Below are 20,441 nucleotides of genomic sequence, written 5' to 3'. Positions count from 1 at the left end.
AGGTTTAATAAAAATAATCCGAACTATCTCTCATGAAATGTCGATCCCCTTCCCGAATGTATGCCCTTGTACTCATCATCTGTATTCTGCCGGTGATCATAGTCGCAGATAATCAGGATTCCGGTGTAGTTTCACTGGTCATCACCCAGCCGAGCGACAATGAGACAAATTTTGCAGAAAAACGTGACTTCTATGTGTATGGTATCTTTCCTAACCGCCTTGATTGCCCGGGCGATATCAGGATAGAACTCTTTGCGGGTGACAATGCTGGCGGGCAGAGGGTCCGGCTTCTTGAAAGTCATGTTGATCCCCTGACCGGCACAACTCCCCTGAGCTGTATCGAGACAAATTATTCAGAAGGCCAGAACAGGGGAAACGTGATGGTTGCTGATCTGGTAAAAGAACCGGGGGGCCTTTATGATCCTTCCAACAAGGTTGTGGTCACCAACGATTATTACCAGGGTTTGATCCTTGGCGGCGTTACCAAGGACTTTGATACAACCTACCGGGACAATACCGGAGATCCCCTGAAGGATCTCACCGCTGGAACCTATACCATACGGGTAACAGGGCTCTCTGGGAATCTTTCAGGTCAGGTCGTTGAAAAGATCGTCACATTCGGTCTGACAGACTCCCTGTTCGGAACTGACCGACCGCCTGTCAACCTTCAGAATAGGATAACATACGCAGGGATTCATCATCTCAGGATAGACCGCGACTGGTTTCCCGGATATTTCATCTATCCCGGTTACAACAATACTGGATATACAGTTCCGAAGCGATGGAACCCTAACAACGCCATCGAATCAGTCAATGACCAGAATGGGACGATTATTGATTCCCCGGCAGTAGCAAATAACTCGCTGATTCTCTATAATATCAACGAGAAGAGCACGACATACGGAGTAGAACTCTCATCCATTCTCAAATACGGCCTTGAAGACAACAGGAACACAACATTTCTCTATTACGATACCGGTGAGCCATACCTCACGTATACTGACCAAAAGACCGGGATACAGGAGAATATAACCGGAAATCTCACTCCATTTCCGAAAGATTGCAGGATGATCTTTACCAGGACTGAAATATATCAGAACGATAATCATGAGCAGGAGAACACATTCGATCCCTGGAACAACACGACCGCTATGCAGGTTGATTACAATCTCTCTGATGGTATTACCATTCTTCCAGGTGATGAGTGTATCCTGTACGGGGTGACAAAGCCAATCCGATCTTCAGTAAACGAAACAAAAATTCCACACAGATACACAATCAACAACCGGATAGCAGTTATCACATACTCAGTCCTCGATGAAGATGGGAACGATATATACAACTCATCCCGGAGTGTGAACCTTTCGCGGTTGTTTACCCAGGGATCTTCAGACAGGTTCAACTCTATTTTTGAGTTCGGCCATGAGTTCAGATCACCTGATAAACCCGGGAGATACACGATCAGTTCGCAGGGGATCGATCTGACGGGAAAAGTAGTGGAGGGAACTGAGAGTATAATGCCGGTAACTGTTCAAAGTCCTGAGACAAACTAAATAGTGTCTATTGAACACCCCACCTATTATATAGTGCTAAAGGTTCTGGATAATCCAAACCTTTTGCATTCTACAATTATTACATAATCAGGTTGTTGGTACGTATACAGGAACAAGGGATCCCCTTAAAATGATCAAAATTGGGATACAACAGATGAGATCAAAAAAGTTGTTGATTTTCCTGGTTACTTGTATTATTTACATCACCGGGATATCAATTATCTCACTTGCGCACAATCAACACATACTCCATCCAGATCTCTGTTCAATTCATTCCTCAATATTAAACATCAACAAAAAAGGTAACAAATGACATCAAACATCCTTGTTCCATCAACATTCAATGCGGAGTTATTATTTATTATTAGCGTTCTGGGTCTCTTTATCATATGTATCACTCTTATTGTGACCAGGAATTATAGACTTTCTAAAGCATTAAAAGAGAAAATCGCCACAATATCGAGAGAACTCGAAATTAATCAGCAGGATCAGGTTGAACTGACGACAAAAAATATCGAGATTGAGGTAGCATATGAAGAACTGACTGCTATCGAGAATGAGATACGAAGTAATTACTCATTACTTGAGAAAAAACAGGCCGAACTCGAGATCGCCCAAAAACAATACCGCGATGTTGTAGAAGATCAAACTGAACTTATCTGCAGGTATAAGCATAATGGTGAACTTCTATTTGCAAACATGGCATTTTGCAGATATTTCAAAATTGACTCGAATCATTACAAGGGAATTAAAGTAAAAGAGATGATCTCTCAATCAGAACGGAATACCCGTTCTGCCCACTATGCATCAATAACAAAGGAACACCCGGTTAAAACAATAATACACAAGTCTTTATTTCCAGGAGAGGAGTTTAGATGGCAGGAGTGGGCTGATCGTGCAATATTCAATGAGCAAGACGAGATTATTGAATACCAGTCAGTGGGGAGAGATATTACCGAACGGGTAATAATGAAAGAGAACCTCATCCAGACGAGATATTCTCTTGATCACATGACTGATCTCATGATCTGGTGCAGGAATGATGGCACGATCATTGACACCAATTCAGCGGTATCTAATCTTCTGGGCTTTTCTCAGACCGAACTCTTCTCCATGAATATAATGGAGATTATTTATGCAGATTGTAGTCTGGATATGAAGAGATTTGCTGAACAGGTTCACACAAAGAACGGGGGAGGGCCGTTTGAGAAGGAATTACGGGCTAAAGATAAGACCCGGATAATCGTGGAGGTGTTTATGAGTGCCTTCAAATACCATGGTCATAATCTGTATCTCCTCTGTGCTCGTGACATCAGAACAAAAAAAATTGATGAAGCGTTAATAAAACAGTCATTTTCACAGATTGAAAAAAATATAGAGTATTTTTCAATACTAAACGACCAGATCCGCAATCCGTTAACTATTCTTCTTACATTGGCGTCTGATCTGGATAGTGACCAATTTGTGGAGTTTGAAAAACATATTCACAAAATTGATGAGATTGTGGATAAATTAGACAGGGGTCTTGTGGAGTCTGAGAAGGTGAGATCCTTTTTAAGAAAACATTACTGGGAAGAAGATTGATCGGTACTCCTCTCTCACGTTGAAAATCTGATCACTATGGAAACTGGCATATGATTGGAAAGGAGAGACTAATGAAAAAAGTTAAACTTTTCTTTGAGCATATAGTTTTCATGAATTAATTCTTCTAGAATTGTAAACATGATATCCTGTTTTTGAACCAGTTCTGCTTGTAATAATTTAAAATCTGTTATATCCTGGAACACAGTAAAAACTTTGGACATATCAGACACATCATTTTGAATTATTTGAGATTGGATCAAAAAATACAAGCTTTTTCCCCTGGGATTATTCACATAGATCTCATATCGATGAGAGGGTTTTTCATTATAAATCGAGAGAATGGCCATTCTTAAAGCATCATAACTCTCTATAGATAAATAGGGAATAAGGTCATCTTTAATCGAGATCGGGGAATCAAATGCCTGTTTAAAGTATTTCCGGCTCAATGTATTTGTTTTCAATATTTGGATACAACAGATACATTCTTTCAATTGATCGGGATTTTGTATAAAAAACTGGTTGAGGTCTGAAACACCGTTTATCGTTAAATTATCTATATATTCCTTTACTTTTGACCAGTCCTCCTCATTGATAGCTATTGGTGCAAATTCAAATAATAACCGAAATCGCTCCTCACTTGTAAGAAGATCTTTCTTTAACTTTTCTTTTTCAGTGCTATCTACAGCAATAATAACAGTTGATGTGAACCCGGGTCTAAAGGGAATACTCATAATTGAAACTTCATAAAATCGTTCAGTTTCTTTGAAATTGTATGATAATCGAATTTTTGAGATCTTTAGTGGGTCAAATTTTTTGAGACCTTCTATTACAGGGGGTGATGAGAATAATTCCAACTTTAAATCATCAACCCGTTCACCAATTACTGGCTTATCCAGAAGGTTACATAATTCCTGTGCTGATTTATTGATATACTGGACTCTCCACTTATCATTGATGACCAGAATAAGATCTGAACAGATATCAACAAGATTATATGTTGACAATGTATTATTCAAATAATACCGCTTTGAATTCCCTAGTTCTAATTTTCTTACCTGTCCGAGTATCTCCATACAATCCAGTCTTCTACTTACAGTATGGCGATCTAATCCGCAGTATTGCGCAATCTCCTTGATCATGAGTGCCCTTTTTTGACCATAGAGTGAATGGATAATTAGATCCTCAACAGGGTCCATGTATATTTCCACAAATAATGATATTTATTGATAATGGTAGGGGTAACCGCAATCAGTCGATATTTATAGAAAAAATGAGAGAGGTCAGTTAACTTTCATTCGACCTGTTCAGCCCAGAGAGAGTGAATGTGGTGAAACTATGAGTCTATCAGCCCTTCCTGCAACATCTAAAGATCTAGAGTCTCTCCAGACATTATTCGATTCTATACCTTTCGCGGTATTTGTTATTGGATCAAACGGAATATTTAGTAATTGCAATAAAACAGCACTCAGCATATTTGGTACGTCCACCCATGATGATATTATTGGAAAGCATCCTAGTGTATTGTCTCCTCTTAAACAACGAAATGGAAAAGATTCTGAGATAGAATCTAATAAGCAAATTCAAAATGCATACCGATCAGGATCAGCCAGTTTTTATTACGATCACCAAACTCTCGATGGCAGGGTATTTCCAGCTAAAGTAGTTTTGAGTAAGATTCTTTATGGGGGAGAAGAATGTCTCCTGGCTACTATTACAGATGTAAGTGGTCAGGTACGAGTAGAAGAAAACCGGGCTCTGATCCATGAGAATCCATATGCCTTGATCAAATTAAATCCTGACCTCACCATTGAAGATGTTAATCCTGCGTTTTTACACATAACCGGGTATAAAAAAGAGGAATGGATCGGACGATCTGCCGGTGATTTTAATGTTCTTAAGAGAAATGGTCCAAGCCCTCTGGACGCAATTAAGTCGAGAACAACATTAAAAGGGAATTATATTGCAGATTTTCCTAATGGCATAACCTCGATGGAGTATTCATATATTCCTATTTTTGATGCCGATGGAATAATAATGTACATTTATGCTGTCTTTGCGGACAGGACCGAACTGGACTCAAAAATTAATGAGTCTACGACACTTGTGAAGGAAAATCCTGCAGCAATATTATCCCTTGATTTAAATGGGAAAATTGAGTCATATAATCAGGCATTTTTAGATCTCTCCCATATGAACCAGGACAGAATCCTCTCGATGAACGTAAACGAGTTCAAAGTTCTTGAGAGGGATGGCCTGTCAATCTCTGATATCATTTCTTCAAAAAAGACTTCAAAAGGGAGAATGATTATCGACTTTGACTGGAGCGTGAGGATACTTGACTTTACATACATCCCGGTGTTTGATGCAAGAGATGAAGTAACCGGACTTTTAGGGATGTTCATTGATGTCACAGATCAAGTCAGCCGTCTGGAAGAGATGGAATCATTTCTTGGCGAGAATCCCCATGCCATCATGACCCTCAACCCGGATATGGCAGTAATGGATGTAAACCCGGCGTTTTGTAACATATCGGGGTTCTCACATGAACAGGCAGTTCGGATGCAGCATAAAGAGTTCAAATCCACAGATCGTGTTGGTGCAACTGCTGCAGATGCAATACAGAGCAAAAAGGCCATGGGAGGAAAGATAACCTGTCTCTTTCCGGCAGGGATCCGACATCTGGAATATACCTATATCCCGATATTTGACAAAGCCGGAAGGGTAACAAAGGTCTATGATATTTTTGCAGACGTGACATCACTGGTCGAGAAGATCACAGAGTCGGATGGACTCATCAAAGAAAATCCAGCATCAATCCTCTCTCTCGATCCGATGGGCAAAATACTTTCAGTAAACCAGGCTTTTCTTGATATTGCTCATATGGATGAAGAAAAGATCCTTTCAATGTATATGCGGGAGTTTAACATCATAGAAAGGGAAGGCCTGTCATTATCTGATATCGTGTCTTCAAAAAAACCTTCAAAAGGCAGACTTGTTGTTGACTTTGGATGGGCTGTAAAAACACTCGATTTTACATACATTCCAGTTCTTGATGCAAATAATGCTGTGAAAAGCCTCGTCGCCATGTACATTGATGTATCAGACCAGGTTGCATATATCAACGAAATTGAGGCATTTATCCGTGAAAATCCTCATGCCATCATGATGATGGACACTGATATGCGGATCACTGAAGCAAATCCTGCCTGTTCAAAAATGCTGGGATACAGCCATGACGAGATCACACGGATGAAACTCACAGATCTAAAGATTCTTGAGCGGGAAGGTCAGACAATTCGTGATGCATTACAAACAAAACAACCGGCCAAAGGAAGAGTTATATCAGATACACCAGCAGGCATCAGGCATCTTGATTATGTGTACATACCGATTCAGGATCAGAAAGGCACGGTGATTCGGTTTGTCGAAATATTCTCTGATATGACCGCAATACGTTCGCTCGTACAGTACCTGAATCAGTCGGTCGAGGGCGTCCAGGGCAATATCAGTTCACTGGCCAGGGGAGATACACACTTTGACGTAAAGATCCTTGATGCTGATGAGCATTCAGCATCTGCAAGAGAAGCGTTTGTTAAAATCGGTCAGGCAATTGATACAGCCCGGAAAGCAATTAATCAGCTTGTTGAGGACTCAAATGCTATCGCCAATGCCGCTATTGCCGGAGATCTCAAATTCAGATCTGATCCTTTATCTCACGAAGGCGATTATCGTACAATCATCGAAGGCATGAATAAGACTCTGGATTCCATCAACATGCCTATTGTTGAGTCCATGAAGGTTGCCAGTAATTATGCCAATTACAACTTTACAGCAAGATTTGATCAGACAATAGACGTTAAAGGCGACTGGATACAGTTTAGAAAAGAACTGAATAATATCGGGATTCAGGTTTCAGAAGCAATATCCCTTATTACCAAAAGTGTAAATGACCTCGCTTCCAGTGCAGAAGAGGCGAATGCAAGTATTGAGGAGGTTCTGGCCGGGGCACATCAGATCGCGGCAAATACCGGAAAAGTTAGTCAGAATGCTGATCAGGGTGGAGACGGTATTATTCAGGTACTGAAAACAATGGAGGATCTCAACGAGACAGTAGCAGCTGTTTCACAAAAAACAGAGTCCGTATCAGGAGCCTCTGATGAGACAAACTCACTTGCAAAGGGAGGGATCGATCTTGCAAAACTGTCTGAAAAAGCTATGGGAGATATTACAACTTCAACAAATGAAGTTGATTCTATTGTTAACGGAATAAATTCGCAGATGGATGAGATCGGAAAAATTGTCAGGTTGATCTCTGATATTGCGAATCAGACCAACTTACTGGCTCTTAACGCCGCAATTGAAGCAGCACGTGCCGGTGAAGCAGGAAGAGGATTTGCTGTTGTGGCTGCAGAGGTCAAATCTCTTGCCCAGGATTCACGAAAATCAGCTGAAAATATTGCTGATATGATCGCTGCACTTCAGACAAAGGCAAATCAGGCTACCGTGGCGATGGGAAAATCTACCAGTGCTGTTAAGGAGGGTAGTTCAGCTCTCGAACAGACGCTTTCTGCATTTAATAAGATAGCAGACACCATTGAAGAGATTAACCAGAGTATTGTTGAGGTTGCTTCAGCATCAGAAGAGCAGGCTGCATCAGTCGAAGAGGTCACTGCCAGTATCCAGGAGGTAGCAAACCTGGTCCAGAATACATCACGTGAGGCAGGAGATGCGGCAGCCGCTACAGAAGAGGCCAGTGCATCAATTGACGAGATCGGCAGAATCATGAATGGAGTTGTTCGCATTGTGGAGAACATTTCAGGCGAAATGACAAAGTTCAAGGTTGCCTGATATCATGGGAGAGGCAGAATCTGTATCTCCAGGACATGCTCTTCCAACGTCGTCTGGATCTAATGATGAGATCCAGATCGTCGAATTTATTCTTGGAGATGACCAGTTCGCAATCAATCTTTTCGATGTAAAAGAGATTGTGGAATACACACGGATCACTCCGCTTCCAGGTAGTGCCAGATATATTAAGGGGATAATTGACTTAAGGGGAGAGATCACCACCATTATCGACCTTAAGGAAAAGATGGGGATTTCTACCCTGAAGAAAAATCTGGAGCAGTCACGTATTATCGTAATCGACAGTTCGGTTACAAAAGGGAAGACGGGAATTCTTGTGGATGATGTAACAACTGTTATGTCAATACCGACATCACAGATAGATCAGAAGACCTGTGATAAGGATGATACTTCATATATTCTTGGAATTATCAGGCAAAAGCAGGGCGACAAGGAGTCTGATAAAACAGATCTGATCATATGGCTCGACATTCCCAGAATGCTCAGGGATATAGGTCAATAATTCAGGTTTTTCATTTTTTTCAAGTGATAAGGTTAATTTCATCTATCAATGGCATTGTTGATTACATATCGCTATGTCGTCCACTAATCTGCGAACCTCATCTCATCAGGTGGTGGCAAAGCGGCGATTTCAGTTCGTCATGATGTAGATCTGACAATCTCTGCCTTTAGTCGGTATTCTCGGGAAACGGTTTACAATGTCCAGTGTTTGAGAAGTTAAAAAAATCATTTTTTATCTTCCCTGACATACACTAATCAGATGAAATCTCGTGGAGATGCCGAGGCCTGGTACAATAAAGGGTATGCTCTTTTTGAACGGGGAGAGATCTCTGAAGCCATCAAAGCACTAAATGTGGCTTTGGGGATTAATCCGGGAGATACCAAGTCATGGATCCTCGTGGGAAATGCCAGCATGGAGATGGAAGACTATGAAACAGCGTTGAAGGCATATGACGAGGTTTTAAAAAAAGTGCAGACCGATGCTGACATCTGGGTGAGTAAAGGAAATGCACTCTTTAACCTTGGTAGAACTGAAGAGGCCCTTTCGGCATTTCAGCATGCATTGAACATCGAACCGGACCATTACTACGCAGAATATTGCATGAATATTGCTCACGAGTTGGTAACCAGTCCATCACCGTGACACTCTAACCGTTCATGAATCAAATACCAGAACCAGAAGCGAGAATACCTGGTAGCTTGAGGCATCATAACGAACGACAGGGCCTGATCCAGACAGTATTCTGGATATCTCTTCACATGTCCAACCGGAGGAGTTGTTCATCAGGTTTTACGACATCCTCCTTTTGGCACAATAATCTCAAATCCTGCCCCCGAGCCAGGTACCCCGGCATCACGAATTGACATCTCTGTCAGTGACAGGATCTCACGTATGAGGAACAGTCCTAATCCTGTATTCTTCCCAAACCCACGCTCTAAGATGAGCTTTTTCTCTTCATCAGGGATTTCGACGCCGTTGTCTACCCATGCAACAATCAGGTTCTGATCAGACTCAACGGCTGAGACATGGATGTCGGTCACCTGATGACCACGCCTGAATCTCTTGTAGTCATCAGATCTGCAGGGAAAAAAGGATTCAGGTCTGATGATCCCTGATGTAGGTTATCGGATTGCCCGTAATATTTGCCACTTCACCTACATACCTGACACCGGGTGTCTCGTTCAGGCCTTCCATATCATACACACGGGGTCCGTACTGATACCTGGCGTACTCATTCCACCAGGCGGGGTATCCGATGTTTGAGATCGTGTGGTTCTGTACATCGTTGTAATTTCCATTCCTGTATGTAACGATCATCCTTCCCATGAGCGCTTTCCAGTCATGTAACGCGTTCATAGCAGTTTCATTGGTATATGCTGTCAGGTACTCACGGCTTGAACGCTCATTCACCTTGTAACGTTCCAGTGCTTCTGCCTCAATATCAGACTGTTTTGCAATAGCCGCACCCTCAATACGTTCCTGTTCTGCCTTGATCTCAGGACTCATGTAACTGTACATGAGCCGTGCATAATTCTGCATCAGTTCATATGGCCAGAATGCGGTGTTCAGATCAAACTCCCAGTGAGAGCCATGGACATATGGCAGGGGAAGGTGGTAAATTCCGGCATAAAACGGGACATAACAGGTCTCGGATGGCGAAGAGAGACCCAGCCAGCAGACTCCCCCGATCGGATCAGGAAGAGTGGATCTCCCCTGACAGATGTATGAGTACCCACATGGATCTGTTGATATCGGGCGGGACCAGGAACCCGGTTTTAACTCACCCTCATAGGGGGCATCGTGAAGATCAAACTGGCCCCATACCCGGTATGGGTCTCCAAACGGACCGCCTGCTGGTGGTACAGTCAGGTCAAATACCGTTCCTTCGTAATGATCGCGGTATATGGAGAGGGCAGTGGTGATGTTTACCAGTTTGTCAGGTTTGATCGAGAAAGGGTATACCTTTGAAAATGGTCCCTCAACATACGGAGAAAGGCCAAGTGATGGGGCGAGTCGGTCAAAAATCCGCCATACCCTGGCCTGTGAGTAGTAGGGGTGAGAGTATTCGCCGATGCCAAAGGTCTTTGTCCAGTCAAGTGTTCCGTCAGTGCGGTTCCACCATCCCATCTTTTCTGCATCTTTGTCAAGGTTCTCTGAGTAGATCTGGCTGGGATTATCTGCTGAAAGTTCACGGATCCTGAACTCATTTGCTGCTACAAAGATCTCTCCCTGCTGGATCTGTTCTGCAGCCCAGTATCCCCCGGTCCCATCAGGAGTTCCTCCGCACATCTCGATAACCCAGGCATCTGAAGGATCTGCAAAGATAAGTGTCTCACCGGTTCCGTAGTACCCGTATGTTTCGATGAGGTTGCCGATGAGAAGCACCGCATCCTTTGCTTTTGTGCACCGTTCAAGTGCAATGTTTGAGAGTTCTGAACTGTAAAAGATACGCTTTCCTTTCTCTGCTCCCGGGTGTATCTTTGCGTAATCCGTGCATTCCCCGGTCATCAGCTGATGCTCGTTTATCATCCCGTAACTTCCGGTGATATAGGCATAGGTATGGTTCACTTCAGGGATCTCTCCGAGAACAATGGTCTGTGTGTCAGATGACGGAGCTTCCCCGAGGAACTCTCCTCCGCTGTTTGGATCATAGACGACCGGACGAGTTGCTTTTTCTGGGTGATCCTTTGCAGGAACATGCCTGAACGAGACCATGTCCTCACGTATCCGGTTGTATATCAGACCCGAACCAAATCCATCATTTGAATGCCCGACAAAGACAGACCCGTCTTCAGAGGCATTCCCAGTTACTACAAAAGTTGTACATCCGTATGCTGACGGGATGCATATCAGCAGGATCAGCAGAAACAGGATATAGCTCTTCCACCCGGTCATACTCCTGATTCATGTTTCGTGTATATATATTCGATGAAGGCAGATCCTATGATAGGTAGAAAAAGCGCCGGATTATTCTCAGTAACGTAGATATTGAGGAGATTTTATATTTCACTGATCATTCTAATTCAATCTGATGAAAGAATGATGCGTTCTCTCACATCTGGCCCGTATACGGAATAGGGAGGGGTTTACTGAATAGGTCTCTATACATCAGGTCCAGTCGTTTTGTTTATAAGATGAGACTCAATCATCTTTGATTTCAGGTAACACCCTGTCATCACCCATGCTCTTCAACGCTCCGGACAGCATCATCTCAAAGGTCATATTCTGAAGATAGAGACTGATTGGAAGCGTATTGATGAAGGCCATCCTTTCATCATTAATGGTATAGATACTCATGACTTCAGCATCAGTTGAAATGATAAGGCATTCCAGGAAAAATACCTGGTTCTTCCGAACCAGAGGATTTGCAAAAGCTTTTTCGAAGATATTCTCACGAAAAAATTCGTTCATTTGATCTATCTGGTAATATGAAACTCCTGTTATCCGGCTTCCGGAATACACGATATCAGGTTTAAAGAGAAGGCTTACTTCACCCTTCTTTGCAGCCTCGCGAATCTGAGCATCGTACCGTTCGGGCACCTGTTTTTCAAGCACCAGAATGGAGAGAGGTCCGGTCATTCGTTCAATAAGAAGGTTGAGATGACGTGTGATGCTCCAATCTCCCTTTACATGCCAGAGAGGGACAAATTCTTCATCTTTTTTAGTTGAAAGGGTCTCAAGGACTGCAATGCTCTCCTCTGCAGCATGGTTGAGATCTTTCTGAAGTTTTGCGATCACCACATCTGGTGGAACAAACCGGTAAAACAGGGGGCTGCCCTCACGAACTTCGACAAATCCTTTTGCTGTCAGTTCACTGAGGATGTCATACACCCGGGGACGTGGCACCCCGCTGATCTCATGAATTGTCCTGGCATTTGCTTCCCTGATTCCTACGAGTGCAACATATATTTTAGCTTCATACTCCTTGAGACCAAGTTTTACCAGGTTTTCAATGAGATCTGACATGTGTTACTATAATAGTTACAACACTATTTTATAACTTGCTTCCGACACTATGCACCGCGTCTGAAATCAGTTCAATTCAAAGGTGAACAATGAGCCAGTCATACCTAATTATCCTCATACTGATCTGCATCGGGACATTCGGGATTGTCCAGGGATCAGCACTTGAAACACCGGTTGATCACGAGGCAGCCCAGATCTCTGTTCAGAATGCAACATTGGATCCTGAGGTACTCATGAAGGGTGATACCGGCAATATCATCGTTCAGATAAAAAATACCGGGAATCAGAGCGTTGCAATCCGAAGGGCTGAACTGTCCTGCGATGCTCTGACAGTTCTGAACGATCAGACCTATGATTCCGTGGGAACTATTGGTCCAGGGAACAGTATGAAATTTGCCTTTACAATTAAGGCAGATCATGAAGAAGGGACATATTATCTGAAATTTTACCTTGACTTCATGGGATCGGGATCAGTTCGATATTATATTCCGGTTACTGTGGAAAATTCTGAACTTCAGGTTTCAGTGATTGACTCTCCGGATACATACACAAAGGATCGAAAAGATCAGATACACCTCACCGTAGGAAATCCTCGCAAAAACTCAGTTGACGGCGTGATAGTAACACCGAACGGTGATGAGATCAGACCCACACAATCATCAGTATTTATCGGAAGGCTCGAGCCCAATGCTCAGAAAAACGTAACCCTGGAGGTAACTCCCGAGGCCGAGACAAACCTCACTGTTGAGACATCTTACAAGAATGGAGATAACAAGCATACCGTTCGTCTTCAGATTCCGGTTGAAACAGGAGTCAGAAATGTCCGGGCAGAACCGATTGTCAGTGACCTTGAGGTGATCAGGTCAGGAGAATTCTACACCCTCAAAGGTGATATTACCAACAACGGTCTTGAATTTGCACATAGTATCGTTCTTTCAGCAGGAACTCCTGCATCATCCATCGATCCCAACCCTGACTATGTTGTTGGAAACCTGGAGCCTGATGAGTCTGCAAGCTTTAAAATGTCCCTCACCTGCCCGGAAGAGACATTCCCACTCACAATCAGGTACAAGGATATTGAAGGGGATCTCTGTTCAGATACAACCACGATTAACCTTTCACATCCCGAAGAGAATCCTTCCCGTAAACAGAAGATCGGGGGATTTGACATGAACCAGATTCTGATCGGAGTTGGTATCGGAATTATCCTAATTGGTATAATATTCATCCTTTCCCGGAGAACAAGGATTAGTCAGTCAATTTCTGACATGAGAAGGAGATGAAAGGAGGAGAGCAGATGACTTCAGATGACGAAGTTGTAGGCCAGTCAATATCACCATCAGGTGAAGAAAAGCCTCGTCAGAATCCCCTGATAAAGATAAGGCACCATCCTTTCTTCTGGAAAGGAGTGATCATCCTTTTGGCACTTTCCGCAGTTGTTGGGGTTATTGTCTGGAGCGAAATTCAGAGTACCGTCTATATCGAGGATAGTGCGATAACAGCACCGATAATCACGATCAGTCCCGCAAATCAAGGGATCCTCGAAAGAGTGTATGTCAAAGAAGGGGACAATATCAGGAGAAACCAGGAACTGGCCAGGGTCAACAATGTTGCAATCCATTCGAAAACTGCAGGAATCATCACCAAAATAGAAGATACACCCGGAATGCTGGTGAGTTCACAGACCCCGGTCATCTCAATGATTGACAAGGAGAAACTCAAGGTTATCGGCAGGATCAAAGAGGATAAAGGCCTGAAGGATATTCACCCGGAACAGGATGCACGTTTTACCGTCGATGCCTTCCCTTCAGAAGTATTCCATGGTGTCGTTGAGAAAGTTGCCCCGATTTCACGGGAGGGAGACATCGTCTTCAGTATCTCAGATAAGCGGCAGGAACAGGAGTTTGAGATTACGGTAGAGTACGACGTGGATACATATCCGGATCTCAAGCCCGGGATGTCAGCGAAGATCTGGGTTATCAGGTAACCGTTTTCATGAGCGGAAATGATCGCCTCAAATGGATGATCCTTCTTACCGTGATCATCGGAACATTCCTTGGAAGACTTGACCAGACGGTCGTCTCACTTGCTGTTCCCAAGATCATGGATGATTTTTCAATCACCACTTCAGATGCCGGATGGATATCAACTGCATATATCCTGGCAAACGCAGTGTTTGTCCCGATATGGGGTAAACTTGGAGACACCAGGGGGAGAAAACTGGTTTATCTCTGGGGGTTCATCATCTTTATCGTCGGATCAATCCTCGCAGGATTTGCCTGGGATATTGGATCTATGATCTTTTTCAGGATTATTCAGGCTGTTGCAAGTTCTGCAGACTACCCGACAGCCATGGCTATCCTCACCATTACCTTTACTGATCGAAAAGAGAGAGGCAGGGCCCTTGGTATCTGGTCATCGGCCTTTGCAGCTTCTGCTGTCTTCGGTCCATTGATTGGAGGTCCGTTGATCGACAACTTTGGGTGGAGATCAGTGTTTTTGATCAACCTGCCGATAGGGATCATCGGAATTATCATGGCCCTGAATTATATCCCTGAATCAGTATCAGACAGGCGAAGTGAAACCTTTGACTGGTACGGGGCCATCAGCCTTGGTACAGCACTCGCTCTTCTCGTGCTCGGGCTTGACCGGGGATATGACTGGGGCTGGACATCACTTCCTATCATCACCAGTTTCCTGGGGTCAGTGATATTCTTTTACGTATTCTACCTGATTGATTCACGGCACCCGGAGCCCGTCATAGACTTCAGGTATCTCAGAATTCCATCATTTTTCCATTCCCTTGGCAACAACTTTATGGTTTTTATGTGTATGATGGGAGTAATATTCCTGATTCCTATCTTTGATCAGACATTTCTTGGGTATACTGCTACAGAGACCGGGCTCCAGTTCATCCCGTTTGCGTGTTTTATGATAATGGGAGCATTATTCGGCTCCTCGTTCATCGGAAAGGTAAAGGCCAGGTACGTGATTGCTTCAAGCACATTTCTTGCAGCAGTAGGAGTATACCTCTTTGTCGGGCTTGATCCCCGGTCAAGTACATGGGATGTGATCATTCCTTTCAGCGTGATGGCACTGGGAATGGGATTAGGAATGGCACAGCGAACTGTCACAATCACGTCACTTGTCCCTCCTGAGGAAATCGGAAGTGCGTCAGCAGTTCTTGCACTTGTAAGAAACATTGCCGGGGCATTTGGAATTGCCCTATTTACGACCATTCTGAATAATTCAATTGAGGATAATGTGATTGCCCTCTCTACATACTCGAGTATATACCTGCATACGTCACCGGTGATGAAGACAGTAACAGGCCTGATAATCCTTGATGCTCAGATCCTCTCGTATCACACAATCTTCGTTGTTGCTGCGGTAATTTTGGTTGGAGCATCTGCTCTGGCGTTGCTTATTGAATCTAAAGATGACAGGAAGGAGGAACAGAAAGAAATTGTCGAGATGTAACCTCCCGGCCTTTATTTCGAAGAGATAACTCAGTGAATCTGATCTTAAACAGGAGTGTGAAATACAATGAAAAATATTGTCCTTATCGGTCTGCCGGGTGCCGGGAAGAGCACAATCGGAGTTATCCTTGCAAAAACACTAGGGATGAACTTCGTTGATACAGATATCATAATCCAGGAGAAAACCGGTCGGTTTCTCCAGGCCATAATCGACGAGGATGGCCCTGCGAGATTTCTGGAGATCGAAGAGCAGAACATACTCGGACTGAAGGTTACAAACACAGTCATTGCCACCGGTGGCAGTGTTGTGTACAGTGATGCTGCCATGAATCACCTGGGATCAGGCTCGTTTGTTGCATACCTTAAGATTTCCTTTGAAGAGATGAGGAAGCGGTTAAAAAACATCAAAACCAGGGGAGTTGTCATGATTCCGGGTCAGAGTCTTCATGATATGGTGGACCAGAGAACCCCTTTGTACGAGAAGTATGCCGATGTGACCATTGACTGCACTGATGAAGATTTCGAGAGTGTCGTTGAAAAAGTAGTTGAGAAGATTCAAAAAGAGGGTTAGGTTACGAAATTTTCTCAAACCGGCGATTGGTTCATCCCGAGGAATGCCAGTGCAGATTCTCCATACTGGACCGGTGCGTAGTGATATCCGGTATGAGGGAGGCCCTTGAACCGGACGAGCCAGGATCCATTTATCAGACCTGCCATCTGAACAGAAACCGAATCAGGAGTTAAGACATCTGCTGTTCCGACGACCAGCATAACATCCTTGTGAATTCCGGACAGGCTGCTATAGGATCCGTTCCAGATAAGATTCGCCCCGGCCTCCTCCTGAACGCCAAGCGGTAAGGAAGAATTCCCCGCAACTGCTTCGATGGTTCCAAACAGATTCCTGGTCTCGGGTAACCTGATACTGTATGTGTTAGAGTCGAGAATGAGCTTATTAACTCGTTCAGGGTGATCAATAACCAGTTGTTGTGAGGTAGAGGAACCCATTGATGCCCCATACACATGCATACTCTCATGCCCGAGGGCCGAGATCAGTGCAGCAGCATCGTCAGCATACATGGGAATCGTATGAATCACATTTGAATCACTGCTGTATCCCATGCCCCTGTGGTCATACGTATACACATGGTATCTTGAGGCAAGAATACCGATAAATGTCTCATTCCAGTTGTCCATTGTGGCACCAAACCCGGGGATCATCAGGATTGGTTCACCTGATCCAAATTCGCGATAGCCGAGTGTAACGCCGTTTACATCAGCATATTGGACCGGTGTGTCAGCAAATGAAACAACTGAAGAGTTTAAATCTGACATTGCACCAACCAGATCTGTACCTGAATTTTCAACAGCCCCGGCCGTTACTGGTAGAAGGATGGTACATGCAAGAACCACGAGTATTGCACATATTCTGTTCATGGGAATACCTTGAAGTTGCATAATGTAGTTATCCGGGATTGGATCATATTTAAAACTCCTTATTAGTACAGGTTCCTGACAGTTCTCATAGGAATTGATGATGACTGATGACACCCGTACCAATACAGAAACCTGATCGGTGCTCGTATGAAGTGGACAAAAATTGAGGTTACAACCGGTTCGAGGACAGAGTTTATAGAAATTACAAACAGGGTTTCAGATGAACTGAAGAGAACTGGTATACTGAATGGAACCTGTAATGTATACATGCCACACACCACGGCTGGCCTGACCATCAACGAGAATGCTGATCCTGATGTGACACGGGATATGCTTGCCGGCCTGACTCGACTTGTGCCAATGAAAGGAGATTACCGGCATGCTGAAGGGAATTCAGATGCACATATCAAGGCCTCACTGATGGGATTTTCTCTTATGGTGCCCGTCATCGAGGGGAGTCTGGCACTCGGTACATGGCAGGGAATATATTTCTGTGAGTTTGATGGTCCAAGGAACAGGCATGTGCTGGTGGGAATATCAGGGGAATAGGTCGTTGTAGTTTTGGTAATGGTGCAACTTTATGAAGGTGTGTCTTACACAATGAAGTTAAATTCAATAAGACGATTTAGAATGACCTCTGATTTACTTCGTCCATTCAGAACCGTTGTATCGTGCACACAAAGAAGATACACCCGGCCTTCAGAGTCCGGGTCATATGGCACGGGAGGGAAATATTCTCACTTCCTTTTCAGTTCAGATACCGGCGTTGTCTCTTAACCAGAAATCAGGCTAGAACTCACATCACACAAACATCGGTGCCTTCCGATGATCCCTGCCGATCATATATGCAGACATCATCAGTACCGAACCCAGGTCAGCCAGAATTACTGTCTTTCAAGGAATACCCCTCTCATGAGGGTTCATATAAATCCGCAAACAGAGATATCCCATTACACGGATTGGCAGTCATGATTTTAGCTCAACAATCAACCCGGGATCTCCTCCTTCTCATCATATGTCTATGCACTTTAGTTCCCGGCCTTTGTTATGGGACAATACCGGATCCGCAGTGTCCTGATATATCCTCGTATTTTGATTCTATCAGGTCTGACCGGGATGAACTCACTACCTTCTTCAATGATATGCCCAAAGGAGGAGATATCCATATCCATCTCTCCGGAGCAATTCCGCCGGAAAAACTCATAGCAATTGCAGCCCGTCATGACCTTCTTGTCGATCCTGCGACCGGGCAACTGGTTGATCAGGCAACAGACCAGCCTTATAACTACACTCCATCCGGGCCCCTTGTCCCGGTTGCATCTGCGTACACAAATGTAACTCTGTTTACGCACCTGGTCTCCAAGTGGTCGATGGCTGGTTTTTCGTATGAGAATGAGACAGGACACGATTGGTTTTTCAGCACATTTGATCTCATCGATCCCGTCACGTACTACGACGGAGAACTGATTGCCGATATCAGGGACCAGGCTGCCTCCGAAAATATCCGGTATCTCGAACTGATGACGTCCCAGACCAACTCCGATAACGTCAGGCAGATAGTAAGCCAGGTTCCCTGGAATGATAATCTCTCGCTCCTCCGGGAAAATCTTTTACACGCCGGTCTTGGCGATATCTGTAAACAGAAGGTTCTGACCCTGGCAACCTATGATCAGGTATCCAGGGAACATGCAACAGCAGAAGGCAGGAATGTCACTGTCCGGTACACCTACGAAGCCCTCAGGTTTTACCCACTAAAGGAGGTGTTCTGTGACCTGCTCCAGGCATTTGAGGTAGCAAACCAGTCACCGCTCATAGAAGGAGTTACACTCGTAGGTGATGAAGCAGATAAGTATTCGCTCCAGGATTACGATAAACACATGAATATGGTGGCATTTCTTCATAGTGTCTACCCGGACGTCGGTATCACGCTTCATACCGGTGAACTTACCCCTGAACTTGTGTCCCCTGTCGGTATGCAGGATCATATCTCACAGGCCATATCCACCGGGAACGCCTCACGAATCGGACACGGGGTCAGTATCAGGTATGAGAAAGATGGGGACGAAGTGCTGGAAAAAATGGCTGCCTCACATATTCCGGTTGAGATCCTTTTGACCAGTAACCTGCAGATACTGGGAATAGATACCAAAGATCATCCGGTCTCGTACTACCTTGATCATGATGTTCCGGTGATCCTCGCAACAGATGATCCCGGTGTCGAACGAACAAATCTCACCCAGGAGTTCGTCAATCTCACGATGAACAAACCCCACATTTCGTATGAACAGATTCGGGAGATAAACCTCAATAGCATCAGGTATAGTTTTCTTCCGGAGGCTGAGAAGGACCGGATGCTGGCTGAACTCAATGAGAGCCTGTATCAGTATGAACGTACAGTTCAAGCCGAAGTCGCTGGATCACCGGTATGTGAAGCAGCTTTGGCTGCTTAGAAAGGGGGAGGGATATCCGGGCTGTGGTATCGGGACCCTGCCCGCGGAGTCCACCGTGTAAATTGCGGTTTATTTTTAATTCAACCCCCAATTTTGTGAAATTTTCAGGCTCACATTTGCCAGATAATATTCAAGGCATTAAAAGAGTTAAAATCAGGATTAGAGCCCCCAAATGATTACAATAAACAGACGATACGGTCATGTAATATCCACCCCGGTCCAAATAGTGGTTGAGTAAGAGATCCGGGCGTTACGGGCCCATGTAAAAACGAAATCCTGGCCCCTTTTGGTAGTCCCCTGTCTGATAACAGAGGGCTGAATCTCACCAGTTGAGAGATTCGCCTTGATAGTGTAGAATGAATCTATGTAACGGAAAAATGAGGGTTTTATTTCCGGGTGTATTCCAGGTAACCCCCATTCTATTCCTCTCTTTCCTAACCCTTCCGTATAATATCCAGTTCATACTCATCTCCTCATGTTTAAAATCCCACGGTGCCCCGCTGTGGGCCCAGGCAGAGCCGATGAAATCGACTTTTTCGCAAATTATTTCCCCAGTCATGCTCTTCACTCCAAAATCGGAATGCAGTTTACTCCGTTTTCTACTTTT

Annotated in this window: 17 protein-coding genes; 11 read left to right on the top strand and 6 right to left on the bottom strand. The window is 44.1% G+C overall.

Annotation, left to right across the window (positions count from 1 at the left end):
• The first annotated feature begins 32 nt into the window (after positions 1-32).
• Both ACHZA2_RS09035 and ACHZA2_RS09030 read left to right on the top strand, forming a co-directional pair.
• On the top strand, positions 33-1,553 hold the full coding sequence (locus tag ACHZA2_RS09035; RefSeq protein ID WP_319579436.1) for a hypothetical protein: 1,521 nt from the start codon (positions 33-35) through the stop codon (positions 1,551-1,553).
• A gap of 405 nt (positions 1,554-1,958) precedes the next feature.
• A complete protein-coding gene (locus ACHZA2_RS09030; protein ID WP_319579435.1) occupies positions 1,959-3,137 on the top strand; it encodes a PAS domain-containing protein in 1,179 nt (392 codons plus the stop codon).
• A gap of 68 nt (positions 3,138-3,205) precedes the next feature.
• Here ACHZA2_RS09030 and ACHZA2_RS09025 read toward each other — a convergent pair whose 3' ends face one another.
• Positions 3,206-4,333 carry a hypothetical protein gene (locus ACHZA2_RS09025; RefSeq protein WP_319579434.1) on the bottom strand — a complete coding sequence of 376 codons (1,128 nt, stop codon included), beginning with the start codon at positions 4,331-4,333 and terminating at the stop codon, positions 3,206-3,208.
• Positions 4,334-4,472: 139 nt separating this feature from the next.
• On the opposite strand from ACHZA2_RS09025, the gene ACHZA2_RS09020 reads away from it, so the two are divergent.
• From ACHZA2_RS09020 to ACHZA2_RS09010, 3 genes are all read left to right on the top strand, one after another.
• Positions 4,473-7,985, top strand: a complete 3,513-nt coding sequence (locus tag ACHZA2_RS09020) for a PAS domain-containing protein (protein ID WP_319579433.1) — start codon at positions 4,473-4,475, stop codon at positions 7,983-7,985.
• A gap of 4 nt (positions 7,986-7,989) precedes the next feature.
• Positions 7,990-8,505, top strand: coding sequence for a chemotaxis protein CheW (locus ACHZA2_RS09015; protein WP_319539113.1), 516 nt, complete (start codon positions 7,990-7,992; stop codon positions 8,503-8,505).
• A gap of 258 nt (positions 8,506-8,763) precedes the next feature.
• The gene (locus tag ACHZA2_RS09010) at positions 8,764-9,147 is read left to right on the top strand and encodes a tetratricopeptide repeat protein (RefSeq protein WP_324292169.1); all 384 of its coding nucleotides are present in this window, start codon (positions 8,764-8,766) and stop codon (positions 9,145-9,147) included.
• A 140-nt stretch (positions 9,148-9,287) separates the two neighbouring features.
• Here the strand turns inward: ACHZA2_RS09010 and ACHZA2_RS09005 are convergent, their stop codons facing one another.
• From ACHZA2_RS09005 to ACHZA2_RS08995, 3 genes are all read right to left on the bottom strand, one after another.
• A complete protein-coding gene (locus tag ACHZA2_RS09005) occupies positions 9,288-9,545 on the bottom strand; it encodes an ATP-binding protein (protein WP_319579432.1) in 258 nt (85 codons plus the stop codon).
• 55 nt (positions 9,546-9,600) lie between these two features.
• A complete protein-coding gene (locus tag ACHZA2_RS09000) occupies positions 9,601-11,400 on the bottom strand; it encodes a C69 family dipeptidase (protein WP_319579431.1) in 1,800 nt (599 codons plus the stop codon).
• Positions 11,401-11,646: 246 nt separating this feature from the next.
• Positions 11,647-12,471 carry a helix-turn-helix domain-containing protein gene (locus ACHZA2_RS08995; RefSeq protein ID WP_319579430.1) on the bottom strand — a complete coding sequence of 275 codons (825 nt, stop codon included), beginning with the start codon at positions 12,469-12,471 and terminating at the stop codon, positions 11,647-11,649.
• Between the two features lie 89 nt (positions 12,472-12,560).
• On the opposite strand from ACHZA2_RS08995, the gene ACHZA2_RS08990 reads away from it, so the two are divergent.
• The 4 genes from ACHZA2_RS08990 (at position 12,561) to ACHZA2_RS08975 (ending at position 16,521) form a co-directional block, all read left to right on the top strand.
• Complete coding sequence (locus ACHZA2_RS08990) at positions 12,561-13,754, top strand: hypothetical protein (protein ID WP_319579429.1); 1,194 nt, start codon at positions 12,561-12,563, stop codon at positions 13,752-13,754.
• Positions 13,755-13,768: 14 nt separating this feature from the next.
• Positions 13,769-14,458, top strand: coding sequence for an efflux RND transporter periplasmic adaptor subunit (locus tag ACHZA2_RS08985; RefSeq protein ID WP_319579428.1), 690 nt, complete (start codon positions 13,769-13,771; stop codon positions 14,456-14,458).
• 8 nt (positions 14,459-14,466) lie between these two features.
• On the top strand, positions 14,467-15,951 hold the full coding sequence (locus ACHZA2_RS08980; RefSeq protein ID WP_319579427.1) for an MFS transporter: 1,485 nt from the start codon (positions 14,467-14,469) through the stop codon (positions 15,949-15,951).
• 66 nt (positions 15,952-16,017) lie between these two features.
• A complete protein-coding gene (locus tag ACHZA2_RS08975) occupies positions 16,018-16,521 on the top strand; it encodes a shikimate kinase (protein ID WP_319579426.1) in 504 nt (167 codons plus the stop codon).
• A 14-nt stretch (positions 16,522-16,535) separates the two neighbouring features.
• Here ACHZA2_RS08975 and ACHZA2_RS08970 read toward each other — a convergent pair whose 3' ends face one another.
• Positions 16,536-17,384 carry an alpha/beta hydrolase gene (locus ACHZA2_RS08970; protein ID WP_319579425.1) on the bottom strand — a complete coding sequence of 283 codons (849 nt, stop codon included), beginning with the start codon at positions 17,382-17,384 and terminating at the stop codon, positions 16,536-16,538.
• Positions 17,385-17,531: 147 nt separating this feature from the next.
• Between ACHZA2_RS08970 and ACHZA2_RS08965 the strand changes: the two genes are divergently transcribed.
• Together ACHZA2_RS08965 and ACHZA2_RS08960 are read left to right on the top strand one after the other, a co-directional pair.
• A complete protein-coding gene (locus ACHZA2_RS08965) occupies positions 17,532-17,933 on the top strand; it encodes a secondary thiamine-phosphate synthase enzyme YjbQ (protein WP_319579424.1) in 402 nt (133 codons plus the stop codon).
• A gap of 419 nt (positions 17,934-18,352) precedes the next feature.
• Positions 18,353-19,834 (top strand): hypothetical protein, encoded by a 1,482-nt coding sequence (locus ACHZA2_RS08960; RefSeq protein ID WP_319579423.1) that lies wholly within the window; start codon positions 18,353-18,355, stop codon positions 19,832-19,834.
• Between the two features lie 322 nt (positions 19,835-20,156).
• Here the strand turns inward: ACHZA2_RS08960 and ACHZA2_RS08955 are convergent, their stop codons facing one another.
• Positions 20,157-20,393, bottom strand: a complete 237-nt coding sequence (locus ACHZA2_RS08955; RefSeq protein WP_319579422.1) for a hypothetical protein — start codon at positions 20,391-20,393, stop codon at positions 20,157-20,159.
• Positions 20,394-20,441: the final 48 nt, after the last annotated feature.

Source organism: uncultured Methanospirillum sp., from assembly GCF_963668415.2.
GTDB lineage: Archaea > Halobacteriota > Methanomicrobia > Methanomicrobiales > Methanospirillaceae > Methanospirillum.
Note: the sequence above shows the minus strand (reverse complement) of the source record. Positions and strands in the feature narration are given on the sequence as shown.

What these genes read in the sequence shown, in the direction of transcription:
- ACHZA2_RS08980 (WP_319579427.1), top strand. Translation starts at nt 14,467, where the DNA reads ATGAGCGGAAATGATCGCCTCAAATGGATGATCCTTCTTACCGTGATC.
- ACHZA2_RS09025 (WP_319579434.1), bottom strand. Translation starts at nt 4,333, where the DNA reads ATGGACCCTGTTGAGGATCTAATTATCCATTCACTCTATGGTCAAAAA.
- ACHZA2_RS08985 (WP_319579428.1), top strand. Translation starts at nt 13,769, where the DNA reads ATGACTTCAGATGACGAAGTTGTAGGCCAGTCAATATCACCATCAGGT.
- ACHZA2_RS09020 (WP_319579433.1), top strand. Translation starts at nt 4,473, where the DNA reads ATGAGTCTATCAGCCCTTCCTGCAACATCTAAAGATCTAGAGTCTCTC.
- ACHZA2_RS08955 (WP_319579422.1), bottom strand. Translation starts at nt 20,393, where the DNA reads ATGACTGGGGAAATAATTTGCGAAAAAGTCGATTTCATCGGCTCTGCC.
- ACHZA2_RS09015 (WP_319539113.1), top strand. Translation starts at nt 7,990, where the DNA reads ATGGGAGAGGCAGAATCTGTATCTCCAGGACATGCTCTTCCAACGTCG.
- ACHZA2_RS09035 (WP_319579436.1), top strand. Translation starts at nt 33, where the DNA reads ATGAAATGTCGATCCCCTTCCCGAATGTATGCCCTTGTACTCATCATC.
- ACHZA2_RS09010 (WP_324292169.1), top strand. Translation starts at nt 8,764, where the DNA reads ATGAAATCTCGTGGAGATGCCGAGGCCTGGTACAATAAAGGGTATGCT.
- ACHZA2_RS08960 (WP_319579423.1), top strand. Translation starts at nt 18,353, where the DNA reads ATGATTTTAGCTCAACAATCAACCCGGGATCTCCTCCTTCTCATCATA.
- ACHZA2_RS08970 (WP_319579425.1), bottom strand. Translation starts at nt 17,384, where the DNA reads ATGAACAGAATATGTGCAATACTCGTGGTTCTTGCATGTACCATCCTT.
- ACHZA2_RS08990 (WP_319579429.1), top strand. Translation starts at nt 12,561, where the DNA reads ATGAGCCAGTCATACCTAATTATCCTCATACTGATCTGCATCGGGACA.
- ACHZA2_RS08965 (WP_319579424.1), top strand. Translation starts at nt 17,532, where the DNA reads ATGAAGTGGACAAAAATTGAGGTTACAACCGGTTCGAGGACAGAGTTT.
- ACHZA2_RS08995 (WP_319579430.1), bottom strand. Translation starts at nt 12,471, where the DNA reads ATGTCAGATCTCATTGAAAACCTGGTAAAACTTGGTCTCAAGGAGTAT.
- ACHZA2_RS09000 (WP_319579431.1), bottom strand. Translation starts at nt 11,400, where the DNA reads ATGACCGGGTGGAAGAGCTATATCCTGTTTCTGCTGATCCTGCTGATA.
- ACHZA2_RS08975 (WP_319579426.1), top strand. Translation starts at nt 16,018, where the DNA reads ATGAAAAATATTGTCCTTATCGGTCTGCCGGGTGCCGGGAAGAGCACA.